The 14,768-nt window shown below is 67.3% G+C and carries 13 protein-coding genes; 7 read left to right on the top strand and 6 right to left on the bottom strand.

The window, feature by feature from the left end; genetic code table 11:
- Position 1: 1 nt before the first annotated feature.
- A complete protein-coding gene (locus tag ACIPXZ_RS11015) occupies positions 2–475 on the bottom strand; it encodes an Asp23/Gls24 family envelope stress response protein (RefSeq protein ID WP_400593792.1) in 474 nt (157 codons plus the stop codon).
- A 259-nt stretch (positions 476–734) separates the two neighbouring features.
- Between ACIPXZ_RS11015 and ACIPXZ_RS11010 the strand changes: the two genes are divergently transcribed.
- Positions 735–2,369 carry an MFS transporter gene (locus ACIPXZ_RS11010; protein ID WP_400593789.1) on the top strand — a complete coding sequence of 545 codons (1,635 nt, stop codon included), beginning with the start codon at positions 735–737 and terminating at the stop codon, positions 2,367–2,369.
- Positions 2,370–2,461: 92 nt separating this feature from the next.
- Here the strand turns inward: ACIPXZ_RS11010 and ACIPXZ_RS11005 are convergent, their stop codons facing one another.
- The 4 genes from ACIPXZ_RS11005 to ACIPXZ_RS10990 all read right to left on the bottom strand — a co-directional run bounded on the left by ACIPXZ_RS11005 (position 2,462) and on the right by ACIPXZ_RS10990 (position 7,053).
- Positions 2,462–3,244 (bottom strand): SDR family NAD(P)-dependent oxidoreductase, encoded by a 783-nt coding sequence (locus ACIPXZ_RS11005; protein WP_400593787.1) that lies wholly within the window; start codon positions 3,242–3,244, stop codon positions 2,462–2,464.
- Positions 3,241–4,767, bottom strand: a complete 1,527-nt coding sequence (locus tag ACIPXZ_RS11000) for an APC family permease (protein WP_400593784.1) — start codon at positions 4,765–4,767, stop codon at positions 3,241–3,243. The genes ACIPXZ_RS11005 and ACIPXZ_RS11000 overlap by 4 nt, the downstream gene beginning before the upstream one ends.
- Positions 4,768–5,002: 235 nt before the next feature.
- A complete protein-coding gene (locus ACIPXZ_RS10995) occupies positions 5,003–6,502 on the bottom strand; it encodes an aldehyde dehydrogenase family protein (RefSeq protein WP_400593781.1) in 1,500 nt (499 codons plus the stop codon).
- A gap of 71 nt (positions 6,503–6,573) precedes the next feature.
- On the bottom strand, positions 6,574–7,053 hold the full coding sequence (locus tag ACIPXZ_RS10990) for a hypothetical protein (protein WP_400593778.1): 480 nt from the start codon (positions 7,051–7,053) through the stop codon (positions 6,574–6,576).
- 119 nt (positions 7,054–7,172) lie between these two features.
- Between ACIPXZ_RS10990 and ACIPXZ_RS10985 the strand changes: the two genes are divergently transcribed.
- Entirely contained in the window at positions 7,173–9,131 is a 1,959-nt protein-coding gene (locus ACIPXZ_RS10985; protein WP_400593775.1) for a primary-amine oxidase, read from the top strand.
- A gap of 66 nt (positions 9,132–9,197) precedes the next feature.
- Positions 9,198–9,788, top strand: coding sequence for a TetR/AcrR family transcriptional regulator (locus ACIPXZ_RS10980; protein ID WP_400593772.1), 591 nt, complete (start codon positions 9,198–9,200; stop codon positions 9,786–9,788).
- 5 nt (positions 9,789–9,793) lie between these two features.
- Here ACIPXZ_RS10980 and ACIPXZ_RS10975 read toward each other — a convergent pair whose 3' ends face one another.
- Positions 9,794–10,708, bottom strand: a complete 915-nt coding sequence (locus tag ACIPXZ_RS10975; protein WP_400593770.1) for a LysR substrate-binding domain-containing protein — start codon at positions 10,706–10,708, stop codon at positions 9,794–9,796.
- A gap of 125 nt (positions 10,709–10,833) precedes the next feature.
- On the opposite strand from ACIPXZ_RS10975, the gene ACIPXZ_RS10970 reads away from it, so the two are divergent.
- The 4 genes from ACIPXZ_RS10970 (at position 10,834) to ACIPXZ_RS10955 (ending at position 14,746) form a co-directional block, all read left to right on the top strand.
- Complete coding sequence (locus tag ACIPXZ_RS10970; protein WP_400593767.1) at positions 10,834–11,256, top strand: RidA family protein; 423 nt, start codon at positions 10,834–10,836, stop codon at positions 11,254–11,256.
- 129 nt (positions 11,257–11,385) lie between these two features.
- Positions 11,386–12,057, top strand: coding sequence for a DUF1028 domain-containing protein (locus ACIPXZ_RS10965; protein ID WP_400593764.1), 672 nt, complete (start codon positions 11,386–11,388; stop codon positions 12,055–12,057).
- Positions 12,047–13,192, top strand: coding sequence for a M20 family metallopeptidase (locus tag ACIPXZ_RS10960; protein WP_400593761.1), 1,146 nt, complete (start codon positions 12,047–12,049; stop codon positions 13,190–13,192). Before ACIPXZ_RS10965 ends, ACIPXZ_RS10960 begins: the two co-directional genes overlap by 11 nt.
- Positions 13,193–13,321: 129 nt before the next feature.
- Positions 13,322–14,746 (top strand): aspartate ammonia-lyase, encoded by a 1,425-nt coding sequence (locus tag ACIPXZ_RS10955; protein ID WP_400593968.1) that lies wholly within the window; start codon positions 13,322–13,324, stop codon positions 14,744–14,746.
- Positions 14,747–14,768 lie beyond the last annotated feature (22 nt).

Raw genomic sequence — 14,768 nt, 5'->3', positions numbered from 1 at the left:
CTCACTTTCCTTCGACGACGGTGCTGGACTGCTCAGTACTGGGTTGCTCAGTACTGGGTTGGGCGGCTGCCGCGGGAGCGTTGCGTGCCGCGCGCGAGTCCTGCTTGCTTCCGGGAAGCTGGACGTCGTTGATCTCGATGTTGACCTCGATCACAGCCAGTCCCACCAGGTCCTCGACGGCGTGATACACGGCGGCCCGGACGGCGTTGGCGATGTCCTGGAATCGGTAACCGAACTCGGCCACGAGTGTCAGGTCCACCGCCACCTGGGTCTCCCCCACTTCGGCACGGACCCCGGCCACGTGATCCGGGTTCCCCACGGCATCGCGGATCGCGCCCAGCGCCCGTGGCGTCCCGGTTCCGAGCGAGTACACGCCCGGAACGGCGCGCGCCGCCAGGCCGGCGACCTTGGCCACGGCGGAATCGGAGATCACGGTTCGACCGCCCGCCGACTGCTCCTCGATTTCAGCACCCATTGCACTCCCCTTCCCTTGGCTCCCCAGCCTACTAGGCACGACTGTGAAGAAGGCTCTTTCACAGGGTGGCAGACTGTGCCAAAAAGGCGTGTTGAGGTGGGCGTTCATACCGCACACAGGGATGAATTTGGGATGCCGAAACGGCGCACGATTGGGTCAAGTTGCGTCAAGTGGACTAAACTTGATTGTCATCGCGGGACCCGGACCCGCACAGAAGTGCAAGTCGCAAGCAAATGACCTCCCTCAAGGAGAAGCCCAAATGCCCACAGACCCAGACTCACAGAAGACTCTGACGGCCCCCACGGGCCGCTCCGCTTCGGCTCCCGACGGCTCCGCCGCTGACCGCCCGGGCGGCAGCGGCGATGCGGCCGTCAAGGGATCTCCCCACGGTTCTTCCACGCCGCGCAAGCCAGCCCGGAAATTCCGTCTGCCGAGCCACCGACTCAAGGTGTCGGACGTCAATGTCGTGAACAAACCCATGCTGAAGAAGGCCATCGGCGGCACCATCGTCGGCAACACCATGGAGTGGTACGACGTCGGCGTGTTCGGCTACCTGGTGACCACCATGGGCCCCGTCTTCCTCCCCGACGCGGACCCCGCCGTCCGTACACTCTTCATGCTCGGCACCTTCGCCGTCACCTTCGTGGCACGCCCGCTGGGCGGCATCGTCTGCGGCTGGCTGGGCGACAAGGTCGGCCGTCAGCGCGTGCTGGCCGCCACTCTGACCATGATGGCCGCGAGCACCTTCGGGATCGGCTTGCTTCCCGGTTACGCCCAGATCGGCGGTTGGGCCGCGGCTCTGCTCGTCACGCTCAAGCTCATCCAGGGCTTCTCCACGGGCGGTGAATACGCCGGTGCCACGACCTTCGTCTCCGAGTATGCGCCGGATAAGAAGCGCGGTTTCTTCGCCAGCTTCCTCGACATGGGCTCCTACCTGGGCTTCGCCGTCGGCGCGGCTCTGGTCTCCGTCCTGCAGCTCACCCTGAGCGCGAGCGACATGGAGGCCTGGGGCTGGCGCATCCCGTTCCTGCTGGCGGGCCCGCTGGGTCTGATCGCCATCTACTTCAGGAGCAAGATCGAGGAGTCTCCGCAATTCCAGGCGACCCTGGACGCACAGGAGGCCAAGGTCAACAGCGCCACGGAGAAGGACCCCTCCACCAACACCGGCCCGATCATGCTGGTGAAGACCTACTGGCGCCAGATCATCCTGGCCATGATCCTCGCGGCCGCGGCGAACACCGTCGGCTACGCCTTGACGTCCTACATGCCTACCTACCTCACGGATTCCAAGGGCTACGACCCGATCCACGGCACGCTCCTGACCATCCCGGTCCTGGTCATCATGGCCGCCTGCATCCCGTTGACCGGACGCCTCTCTGACAAGGTGGGCCGCCGCCCGGTGCTCTGGGTCGGTGCGGGCAGCACCGTCGTGCTCTCGATCCCGGCGTTCCTGCTGATCGGCATCGGCGAGGTCTGGTCCACCTTGGCCGGCCTGGCCCTGGTCGCCTTCCCGGTCACCTTCTACGTGGCCAATCTGGCGTCCGCCCTCCCGGCGCTGTTCCCGACGTCGAGCCGTTACGGCGGCATGGGCATCGCCTACAACTTCTCGATGGCGATCTTCGGTGGAACCACGCCGTTCATCGTGGCCTCGCTCATCCAGGCCACCGGCAACGACATGATGCCCGCGTATTACCTCATGGCCACCTCCGTGATCGGTGGCATCGCGATCTACTTCCTGCCGGAGTCGGCCCGTCGGCCGCTTCCCGGTTCCATGCCGAGTGTGGCAACGGAAGAGGAGGCCCGCGAGCTCGTGGCCACCCAGGAGGACAACCCCCTGCTGGATCTGGACGCGATGCCGTTCGAGGACCGTCCGCTCGCGGGCACCCCGAGCTGAGGTTTCGCATCTTCGTCGACTGCTGATTAATCGTCCTTTAGAACCGTTTTCAGACGATTAATCAGCAGTCGATTGCCGCTTTAAGGGCCCAGTCAGTTTCCCGCCAGCGGCCTGCGCGGCGGGCCACCCGTGAAGCGTGCCGGCAGGAAGCGCGTGGCGGTCACCACCGCCTTGTACCGCAGGCTCGGAATCGAGACGCCCTTGCCGCGTTCGTTGTCGGCCAGGCCGTCCCGCACCACGCGGCGGGCGTCGAGCCACATCCAGCGCGGCATCGCCGTCTTGTCCAGGCCCATGCGCTCATGGAACTCCGTGTGAGTGAACCCCGGGCAGAGGGCGGTGATCTTCACACCGGACGGCCCATAGGCCAGGTTCGCCCAGCGGCTGAAACTCAGCTCCCAGGACTTGGCCGCCGAGTACGTCCCCCTGGTGGCGAACGCCGCGACACTGGCCACGTTGATGATGCGTCCGGAACCGCGTTCCAGCATGAGTTGAAGCGCGGCGTGACACAGCTCCATGGTCGTCTGCACATGGAGGCGCAAGTGCAGCTTCTCTTCCTCGATGCTGTTCTTCTCGAAGGGGTGCAGCAGGCCGATGCCCGCGTTGTTGACCAGCACATCCACCGGGCGGGAAGCATCACTGAGGCGCTCGACGACGGCGGCCACGCCGCCGTCGTCGGTCAGATCCGCAGGCAGCACCTCCACCGTCACGCCGTAGTCCCGCTCAAGGGCGGACGCCGCGGCGGACAGCCGTCCGGCGTCGCGCGCCACCAGAATGAGATGGTGGCCCTGCTCGGCGAACTGGCGGGCGAACTCCGCGCCCAGACCGGATGAAGCTCCTGTGATCAGCGCCGCCAGGGCGTCCGCTCGTGCCGTCATACCCCCAGGGTAGCCCCGGCCGCGGGCTCCGTTGCAGGGGCGTCCACGGAGCCTGCGGCCTGGCGGACCTTCCGTCCCCGTGCGTAGCCGATCAGCCCCAGGGCCAGCACACAGCCGAGTGTTCCGAGCGCGAAGGCTTCGAAGGCGCCTTGCGAAACGCCCCAGGTCTTCTCGAAGTCGTAGTCGATCCCGAAGAGCGCTTCGAGCGTTCCGGGGAAGACGGCCACCCAGGAACCGATGAGGATCCAGAGGAAGCAGATCACGCCCAGGATCAGGAAGACCGTGTCGGACACCGGCACCTTGAAGGGCCGGACCGCGTCCGGGAACTTGCTGCGCAGGCGGACGGCAGCCGGGATGACCACGAGGTAGCTGAGCAGATAGGTGGAGATGGCGATGGTCAGGACCACTCCGAAGAGCGCACCGTTGTCCCCCTTGAGCTGCATGGCCGCGATCATGAACACCGTGGCCACGACGCCGGACAGCGTGTTCACCCTGATGGGTGTTCCCAGCCGGGCGTTGAACCGGCCGAAGAAGCCGCCGAAGAATGAGCCGTCCGCGGCGGCCATGGCCTGCATACGGTCGCTGATGATCATCCAGGCGGCGCCCTGGGAGACCAGGATGAAGCAGAACACGACGGCGGAGACGGCGAGCATGGCCTGTGCCGCCGGGCCGAACACGGTGTACACGGTGGCCACCGCACCGAAGAGCCCGTCGATCCCGGTGATCTTGTCCAGCGGAACCACCAGGAGGATCGCGAGGATCGGCAGCAGATAGCTTGCGGCGGCGATCATCGATGACCGGGCGACGGAGACGGGGACATCCTTGGCCGGGTTCTTCATCTCACCGGCCGCACTGTTGCCCGATTCGAAACCGAGGAAGGAGAACAGCAGGAGCGGCGTCACCCCGAGGAAACCCGCCAGCGTCGGGGTGAAGAACCCGAGGTCCAGACCGTTGAAGCCGTGCTGCAGACCGTAGATCATGGTGACCACGAGGAAGAACGTCAGGAACACGACCTTGAGGATCGCTCCCAGCGACGGCAGCCATTTGCCGTGCTTCAGGCTGATCACGGCGGAGGTGACGGTGATCCAGATGAAGACGATCTTGAAGAGGTAATCCCCGATACTCCCGGCCTCGACGTGCCCCACATAGCTGGACCACGTCTCCACGGCCACAAAGGACATCGCGCCGCCGACCCACACGGGCTGCGTCACCCAGGTGAAGAGGCTTGCGATGGCGGCGGTCGCCCGGCCGAAAGCCATCTTGGTCCAGACGTAGACCCCGCCCTCCTCGGTGAAGGTGCCTCCGGTCTCCGCGAAGATCAGGCCGTACGGCACCAGGAAGGTGACCGCCAGGATGAGCGTCCAAGTGAAGGTCTCACCTCCGAAGCCGGAGACCTGGCCCAGCACCTCGACCGAGATGACGGCGGCCACCACGAGCAGAAGGATGTCGAATCGTCCGAGGGATTTCTGCAGGTGCTTGCTTTGCTCTTCCGCGAGTCGCGTGGAGGCGGTTGGCTGGTCCATGATCGGTCCTTTGCTGCTGTGCTGAGGGAATGCCACTGCATGGGAAGGTGTGGGAGCGCATCGCGGTGCTGCCGCCGACGGCTGGGACGGGCGGGCCGGGGGTTCTCAGGAACCGCCCTGGCCCTTCGCAACCGCCCTGGCCCCGCCACGTTGCTTCCCCTCAGAGTAGATTTGTGGCATACATCACGTAAACCACTGAATATCGATAGACATCATCGATTCTTCAGATGCAGTGTCAGCCGAACTGGATCCAGGTGGTCTTCGGAGCCGTGTAGTTGTCGAAGGCGTGCAAGGACAGGTCCCGGCCGAAACCCGACTGCTTGAACCCTCCGAACGGCGTGGTGTTTCCCAGCGCGTCCACCGTGTTCACGGACACCGTCCCCGCCAACAGCTCCCCGGCCACCCGATGGGCCCTGGACAGATCCGAAGTCCACACCGACGCCGCCAGCCCGTAGTCGGTGGCGTTGGCCAGCCGAACGGCCTCTTCCTCCGTGTCGAAGGGGTGAAGCACTGCCACCGGTCCGAAGATCTCCTCCCGATGGACGTCATGGTCTCCGGGCAACCCGCCGAGCAGCGTCGGCTCAAGATAGGCGTCCGAACCGCTGATGGTCCGCCGTTCACCTCCGAAGAGCACCTCACCCTCGGCGCGGCCCCGAGAAATCCATCGCTCCACGCCGTCCGTATGGGCGGAGCTGATCAGGGCGCCGTTTCCCTCGGCACCGGAGAGCGGGTCCGCCGGGGCATAGCCGGCGGCGGCCTGGGCGAGCAGCTCGGCGAACTCATCGTGAACCTGCCGCTGGACCAGGATCCGGGAGTTCGCCGAGCACACCTGCCCCTGGTTGTAGTACGCCCCGAAGGCGGCCTTCGCCGCCGCCAGGGGCAGGTCCGCGGTGTCGGCGAACACGAGATTCGAGCTCTTGCCTCCCGCCTCCAGGCTCAGCCGCTTGAGGTTGCTTCGGCCGGACGCCTCCAGAAGGGTCCGCGAGACCGCGGTGGATCCGGTGAACGCGAGCGCATCGACGTCCATGTGGTGGGCCAGCGCGGCTCCCACCACCCGCCCGGATCCCGTCACGACGTTCAGCACGCCGTCGGGCACGCCGGCCTCCGCGGCGAGCTCCGCCAGACGCAAGACGCTCAGGGAGGTCTGCTCGGCAGGCTTGAGCACGAGCGTATTGCCCGCAGCCAGTGCCGGGGCAAGCTTCCAGACAGCGATCTCGAGAGGGTAGTTCCAGGGCACGATCGCAGCGACGACGCCGAGCGGCTCGCGCGTGACCAGGGCCGTCGCCCCCGCCGGAACAGCAGGCAATTCGCCACTCTGCTTATCGATGGCCTCGGCGTACCAACGCAGAGTGGAGATCGCACCGGGGACATCCACGGTGGTGGCCTGCAGGATCGGCTTGCCGCTGTCCAGCGTCTCCAGGAGCGCCAGCTCCTCGGCATGCTGTTCCATCAGCGAGGCGAGGGCCAGGAGTACCGACTTCCTACCCTCAGCCCCCTTCCGGGACCAGGACGGGAACGCCCGCCGCGCGGCGGCGACGGCCCGGTCCACGTCATCCGTTCCGCAGGAGGAGAGTTCCGCCAGGACCCGGCCATCCACGGGGCTGACGGTCGGATGGGACGCGCCGTCACCGCCCGCGGCGGCTCGGCGTCCGTCGATCCAGGCCCTGCCGTCGATGGCCAGGGATTCAGCACGGCTGTTCCAGTCGAGAGCGAGGGGTGCGGATGTCACGTTCATGAGTGCTCCTGAAGTGTGGGAAATGAGCAGGTGTGGGGAGTGAGCGGGGAAAGATCCGAAGGCCGAGGTCGTCAGTGGATCGTGGAGCCGGAGCGATGCACCGGCAAGGACCCGGAGGCCGCGCGATTGAGGCGAAGAGCGGCCGCGGCGCCCATCATGCAGAAAAGCTCCACGACGATGAGCAGGAGCATGGGAGCCATGTGGTTTCCCTGCGAGACCCCCATGGCCATCCCGTGATGCGAACCGAGTCCCGGCATCAGCACCACGACGGCATGGAAGAGCACCATTGCGGCGCTCATCGCCATGAGATGACCCGCGGCGCGTCCCGGACAGTGCCGCTTCGTCACCATCGGGAGCAGGCAGAGGAGGCAAAGGACTCCCATCCCCGCCATCCACCAGGCCATGAGGCCCACGGGCTCGCGCGCGGCGGCCACCAGATGCGCCGCCACGCCGACGACGACGGCGCCCGAGACGAGCACGGTCGATATCCGGGCGCGACGGGAGGACGCCTGGCGGGCGGGGACGCGGCGCGCGCCTGCGGTCTGGTCCACGGTTCTCCTGGTCTCCCGGCGAGCTGGTCGAGAGGGACTTTACGCCGGGCTGTGATCTGGATAACATCAATGCGTTGGTTGAACAGTTGTACCATCAAAATCGAACTTCAGGAAGTGCCATGACTCTTCAGACCGCCCCTTCCGCCACCGTGGCGCAACACCCGCTGGAGCAGCTCTCGGCCCCGGAGATCCGTGAGGCCCGCCGGATCCTGGCGGATGCCGGGCTTCTCGCCGAGACCACCCGCTTCGCCTACCTGGGCCTGGTGGAACCGCCCAAGACCGCCCTGTACGACGGCGAAGGCACCGCCGTCGACCGCGTCGTCCGGGCCATGCTCTGGGACGCCGCGCTCTCCCGCTCCCTCGATGTGCGCGCCTCGCTGACCACCGGCGAGGTGCTCGAACAGCGCGAACTGGACCCCGCCGTCGACGGCCAGCTGCCGGTCCTGTTCGAGGAGTTCGAGCTCATCGAGGAGATCCTGGCCGCCGACCCGCAGTGGAACGCCTCTCTCGCCGCGCGGGGCCTGACCCCGGCACAGGTCCGGGTGGCACCTCTCTCGGCAGGCGTCTTCGAGTACGAGAACGAAGAGGGCAAGCGCCTGCTCCGTGGCCTCGGCTTCCGCCAGGACCATCCCGGCGACCACGCCTGGGCCCACCCCCTGGACGGCCTGGTGGCGTTCGTGGACGTGGAGAAGCGCCGTGTGGACCACCTGATCGACGACGGCCCCGTCCCGGTCCCGGAGATCAACGGCAACTACACCGAGCCGGAGATCCATGGCGAGCTCCGCACCGATCTCAAGCCCATCGAGATCACCCAGCCCGAGGGTCCCAGCTTCTCCTTCGACGGCAATCACCTCAGCTGGGCCGGCTGGGATCTGCGCGTCGGCTTCGACGCCCGTGAGGGGCTGGTGCTGCACCAGATCCACCACACCCAGCGCGGCCGCCGTCGTCCGCTCATCCACCGCGCCGCGATCTCCGAGATGGTGGTCCCCTACGGCGACCCCGCCCCATACCGCAGCTGGCAGAACTACTTCGACTCGGGCGAATACTTGGTGGGCCGGGACGCCAACTCGCTCAAGCTCGGCTGCGACTGCCTCGGAGAGATCACCTACCTCTCCCCCGTGGTCGCGGACGACTTCGGCAACCCGCGCACCATCGAGAACGGCATCTGCGTCCATGAGGAGGACGCCGGCATCCTCTGGAAGCACACCGACGAGTGGGCCAACTCCAACGAGGTCCGCCGCAACCGCCGACTGGTGGTCTCCTTCTTCACCACCGTGGGCAACTACGACTACGGCTTCTACTGGTACCTCTACCTGGACGGCACCATCGAGTTCGAAGCCAAGGCGACCGGCATCGTGTTCACCGCGGCCCTGCCGGAGGAGGGTTACGCCTACGCCTCGGAGATCGCGCCGGGCCTTGGCGCCCCGTACCACCAGCACCTCTTCAATGCGCGCCTGGACATGATGATCGACGGCGAGAGCAACCGCGTGGAGGAACTGGACCTGGTCCGCCTGCCGAAGGGCCCGGGCAATCCGCACGGGAACGCGTTCACTCAGAAGCGCACCCTGCTGAGCCGCGAGTCCGAGGCCGTCCGTGACGCCGACGGCAGCAAGGGCCGCGTGTGGCACATCAGCAACCCGGAATCCCTCAACCGCCTCGGCCACCCTGTGGGCTACACCCTCTACCCGGAGGGCCAGCCCACCCTGGCCATGGCGGACGACTCCTCCATCGCCTCCCGCGCCGCCTTCGCCCGGCACCACCTCTGGGTGACCCAGCACGCCGAGGACGAGCTCTACGCCGCGGGTGACTTCGTCAATCAGCACCCGGGTGGCGCCGGCCTGCCGTCCTACGTGGCTCAGGACCGCGAGCTGGACGGCCAGAACCTGGTGCTGTGGCACTCCTTCGGGCTGACCCACTTCCCTCGCCCGGAGGACTGGCCGGTCATGCCGGTGGACACCACCGGTTTCACCCTGAAGCCGCACGGCTTCTTCGATGAGAACCCCACGCTGGACGTACCGTCCTCGGCGGCGAGCCACTGCGCTTCCGCCTCAGCCGAACCGCACGCATCCTGCCACTGATAAGGTGACGACGGCCGGGCCCTGCGCCCGGCCGTCGTCGCGCATCCCGGCCCCGGAAGGAACAGCATGCCCCGCTTGGTGGACCACCAGGAACGGCGCCGCTCGATCATCGAGAGCACCTGGCGGCTGATCGCCGAGCAGGGCATCGAGAACGCCAGCATGCGCGACATCGCCAGAGAATGCGGTTACGCCGCCCCCGGCGTCCTGGCCCACTACTTCCCCAACAAGGACGCTCTGCTCCTCGCCTCCTACGATCTGATCTGCGAGCGCACCAATGAGCGCATCGCCGAGCACACTGCCGGCCGGCGCGGCATCTCCGCACTGCGCAGCATGTGCCTGGAGATCATTCCGGCGGACCCGCTCACCGTGGTGGAGGCGCGCGTTGCGATCTCCTTCTGGCAGCGGGCCCAGACGGAGGATGCGCTGCGCGCCGTCGGCCGCGAGACGATGCTGCACTGGAGAGAACTGATGCTCGGTTTCCTCTCCCAGGCCGAGCACGACGGCGAGTGCGCACCTCTCCCGGACCCGGATGCGGTCACCGATGAGCTGCTGAGCATCATGATGGGCCTACACGTGACGTCCATGCTGGATCCGGACGCCATCACCTGGTCCCGCCAGCGGCACCTCGTGGAGCGGGCGCTGGCACGGCTGACGTAACCCCTCTAGTCCCGGCCCGTCTTCACAGCGTCGATCTGGCGCCGGACGGCCTGCGCCACGGCGCGCACCCGGGCCGTCGGACGCTGACTGCGCAGATGCGCCAGCACGGTCTTCAGCTCCGGCACCCGGTCCTCGATCTCCACGGTGGCGAGCCTGCCGCCGTCGTAGGTGAGACCGTGCTGCGGACGCTGGTGGAGGATCGAGTAGCCGAGCCCCCGGGACACCAGGGTGCGCACCGTTTCGAAGCTCCCGGAACGGAAAGCGACCTCCGGTTCGCGCCCGCCCAGGCGCGCGATGGACAGCATCAGGTCCCGGCTGTGCGGCAGGTCCAGAAGCACGAACGGCTCCTCCTTCAGTGCGGAGAGGCGCACCGTGCCCGCGCCGGCCAGCGCGTGCTCCGGCGGCAGCGCGAGATAGGGGCGGGCGGTGTCCACCACGGTGCTCGCAAGCGACTCGGGGAGATCCAGTTCGTAGCAGAGCGCCAGATCCGCCTGGCCACTGACCAGGGCCGCCACGCAGCCCGCGGTGTCCGACTCGATGACGTCCACTTCCAGCGCGGGGTGCTCCTCGCGCAGCCGGGTCAGGACACCCGGGAGAAGGAATGGCGTCAGGGTGTTGAAGCAGGCCAGCCGGATACGCCCGGCCAGGCTCTGAGTCTCGCCACGGGCGTGGTCCAGGCTCTCCTCGACATGGGCCAGGATGGCCTGGGCGTCCCGGAGGAACATCTCCCCTGCTGCCGTCAGGACCAGTCCCTTGGACCGCTGCCGGATGAAGAACTGCGTGCCCACGTGCCGTTCCAGCTGGGCGATGGCTGCGGAAACGGCCGACTGCGCGACATTGAGACGCACCGACGCCCCGGTCATCGACAGCTGAGCCGCGGCCTCGACGAAGTACCGGAGCTGGGTGAGGGTGACGTCCATGCGGCCAGGATACCTTTTCATCGATTTTTCCGATACAGCCATTCGCAAACGCCTGTTGGACAGATTTGGGCGGTGGCGGGAAGCTGATCGAGTACCCCGATCACCCACGCGAAAAGGCACCGACCGTGAAGCATCAGCGCATCCGTACCTTCAATACGAAGGACACCTACCCGGAGCAGAATCTCGACAACGACCTCTGCCAGGCTGTGGTCGCCAACGGCGTCGTCTACCTGCGCGGGCAGATCGGGCAGGATCTTCAGACCCGCGAGTCAGTGGGGATCGGCGACGTCGAGGCCCAGGCGGAGAAGGCCATGGCCAACATCGACATGCTGCTCCGCGAGGCCGGCAGCAGCCTCGAAGACATCGTGAAGGTGACCGTCTACCTCATCGATCCCCGCTACCGCGAACCCGTCTACCGGACCATGGGCCGCTGGCTCAAGGGCGTCTTCCCGGTCTCCACCGGCATCGTGGTCTCGGCGCTCGCCCGGCCGGAATGGCTCGTCGAAATCGATGCCACTGCTGTCATTTCGCAGGAGGCATCAGCATGATGCAGCGCCAGACGATCCCCGCCACCGCCGTCATCTCACAGGAAGCCTCAGCATGATGCACCGCCGGACGACCCCCGCCACCGCTGTCATCTCACAGGAAGCATCAGTGCTCTCACAGGAAGCATCAGCATGACTTTCAGCATCGCCGCCACGGACGGCGCCGGCCGCTTCGGCCTGGCCGTGACGTCCTCCTCTCCCGCGGTCGCCGCCCGCTGCACCCATCTGCGCGATGGCGTCGGCGCCGTCAGCTCACAGAACATCACCGACCCCCGCCTCGGCGCCCTCCTGCTGGATGAACTGGAGTCCGGAGCCTCCGCACAGGAGGCGCTCGACGTCGTCGTCGCCCGTACGCCGTCGGCGGCCTACCGCCAGCTGGTGGTCCTGGATGCCCGGGGCGATTCGGCGGTGTTCAGCGGCGAGCACTCGCTCGGCGTGATCGGCACAGCGCAGGGGGCCGGGTGCGTTTCGGCGGGCAATATGCTGGCGGACTCCGCTGTCCCTCAGGCGATCTGCGAGGCGTTCGCGGCGGCCGACGGCGCGCTGGAGGTCCGGCTGCTGGCCGCCCTCCGCGCAGGGGAAGCCGCTGGCGGCGAGGCCGGGCCCGTGCGGTCCGCCGGGCTCAGCGTCGTCTCCGGTCACGGCTGGCGGGACACTGATCTGCGCGTCGACTGGCACGAAGACCCTGTGGCGGAACTCGGGCGCCTGCTGGAGATCTGGCTTCCACAGCGCGAGGACTACGTGGTGCGCGGCCTCGATCCGGCCTCTTCCGTGGGCTACGGGGTTCCCGGCGATGAGCGCTGACGTGTCCGGGGATATCCGTCGGGACCGCGTCCTCGCCTCGATCTCTGAACAGCACGCCGGGCTCATCGACCTCTCGGAAAGGCTCCACACCCATCCTGAACTCGGCTGGCAGGAACACCGGGCCGCAGCCTGGACCGCCGAACACCTCGAGGCGCACGGCTTCGTGGTGGAACGCGAGTATCTGGGCTTCCCGACCGCGATCCGCGCCGTCTTCGGCACAGGCGCCCGACGCATCGGGCTCATGGCCGAATACGACGCGCTGCCCGGCCTCGGCCACGCCTGCGGCCACAACATCATCACCGCGGTCTCCTGTGGAGCAGCCATTGCCCTGGCCGGTTTCGCCGAGGAATGGGATCTGACCGTGGAGCTCTACGGGACCCCGGCGGAAGAGGGCGGCGGCGGCAAGATCGAACTGCTCAAGAAGGGCGCCTTCCGCGGCCTGGATCTGGCGATGATGGCTCATCCGAGCCCGGTGGATTCCGCGGAGGCCCGGCCGTTCGCCGTCGCACACAGCCACGTCGAATACCGTGGCAAGGCCGCCCATGCGGCTGCTTATCCGGAGCAGGGGGTCAACGCGAACGACGCCTTCATCGTGGCCCAGGTGGCGCTCGGCCTCCTGCGGCAGCAGCTTCCCCGGGAGACCCGGGTGCACGGCGTCCAGACCCGCGGCGGCGAGGCCCCCAACGCCATTCCGGAGAAGACCGAGGGGCGCTGGTACGTGCGGGCGGAGACCCTGGCCGAGCTCTCGGTGCTGGAGGAACGGGTCAACCACTGCTTCGAAGCGGGGGCGCTGGCCTCGGGCTGCGAACTGACTGTGACGCCGGAGTCCGAACCGTACTCGGAATTCCGCACGGAGCAGCGGGCCCTGGACCTCTACATCCGGCACGCCGAATCTCTGGGCCGGCGCTTCGACGCTCCGCCCGAGCAAGCCACCATGAACCGCGCCTCCACCGATATGGGCAATGTGTCCCAGCTGGTTCCCGCCATCCACCCGTACATCGGACTGGGCTGTTTCCCGGCGGCAAACCATCAGCCGGAGTTCGCGGCGCACTGCGTGGGCGCGGCTGCGGATCAAGCCATCCACGACGGCGCAGCGGCCCTCGCGCTGACGGCGCTGGACTATTTCGCGCTCTGAGTTTTCTCGAAGGACAGGACCATGGCTCAGCCCTCTTCGCCGGACACGGCACCGCGCCAGGACTCCGGCGTGCGTCCCGGCGTCGTACGCCACGACACTGCGCACCCCGACACTGCGCACCCCGACATCATGCGCCCTGGCACCGCATGCCCTGGCGCCGTGCGTCGCGAGCACGACAGCCTCGGGGACGGGGACGTCCCCGAGGCTGCCCTGTGGGGCATCAGTACTCTGCGTGCCGTGGAGAACTTCCCTGTCAGCGGCCGGACCATCGGGTCCTTGCGTTCTCTCGTGTGGAGTCTGGGCGCTGTGAAGTTCGCAGCCGCACGGGCCAATGAGGGGCTGGGGCTGCTGGATTCCGAGAAGTCCCAGGCGATCCAGCGGGCCGCGCAGGAGGTGATGGATGGCCGACTGGACGAGCACTTCGTGGTCGACGCCATCCAGGGCGGCGCGGGCACCAGCACGAACATGAATGCCAACGAAGTCGTGGCCAACCGTACGCTCGAACTGCTCGGCCGCCGTCGTGGGGACTACGCTGCACTGCACCCCATCGACCACGTGAACCGCAGCCAGTCCACCAACGACGTCTACCCCACGGCCGTGAAGCTCGCCCTGCACCGCGAACTCGTGGAACTCTGCGCCGAGCACGGCCGTCTCATCGAGGCATTCTCGGCCAAATCGGCCGAGTTCTCCGGTGTTCTGAAGGTGGGGCGGACGCAATTGCAGGACGCCGTCCCGATGTCGCTGGGTCAGGAATTCGGCGCTTTCGCGGAGACTCTGCGCGAAGACGGGAAACGCCTGGTGGAGCTGCTCCCGCATCTGCTCGAGTCCAATCTGGGTGCGACCGCCATCGGCACCGGCATCACGGCTCCCGCGGGCTATCGGGATGCGGTCATCAGGGAACTTCGAGCGGTGACCGGGCTTCCGCTGGTGTCGTCCTCAGATCTGATCGAGGCCACCGGCGACACGGGCGTCTTCCTCCTCGTCTCCGGGGTGCTGAAGCGGGCCGCCGTGAAGCTCTCCAAGATCTGCAACGATCTGCGGCTGCTCTCCTCCGGCCCGCAGGCGGGATTCGGGGAGATCCTGCTTCCTGCGGTGCAGGCCGGTTCTTCGATCATGCCGGGCAAGGTGAATCCGGTCATCCCGGAGATGGTCAATCAGGTGGCGTTCCGGGTGGTCGGCGCCGACGCCACCGTGACCATGGCGGTCGAGGCCGGGCAATTGCAGCTGAACGCCTTCGAGCCCGTCATGGCGGATGCGCTGCTGGAGTCGCTCTCCTGGCTCGGCACCGCCTGCCGTCAGTTGCGGACGCGCTGCGTGGACGGGATCCAGGCGAACACCAGGCTCCTGGAGGAACGGATGCTGGGTTCCATCAGCGTCGTCACTGGTCTGGCCCCGCTTCTCGGCTATGGTGTCGCGGCGGAACTGGCCAAAGAGGCACTCGCGAGCAACCGGGGCCTGGCGGATCTGGTGGTGGAACGCGGTCTTCTGAGCGCGTCTGAGGCTGCTGAGGCCTTATCCCCGAGGTCTCTTGCCGGCCTCGACACCGTCGGCTGAACGGTCCCTGGACGCAGCATTC

It is taken from the genome of Arthrobacter sp. NPDC090010 (assembly GCF_044748305.1).
Taxonomy (GTDB): Bacteria; Actinomycetota; Actinomycetes; order Actinomycetales; family Micrococcaceae; genus Arthrobacter_E.
The sequence above is the reverse complement of the archived record's forward strand: the minus strand, read 5'-3'. Positions and strand labels throughout refer to the sequence as shown.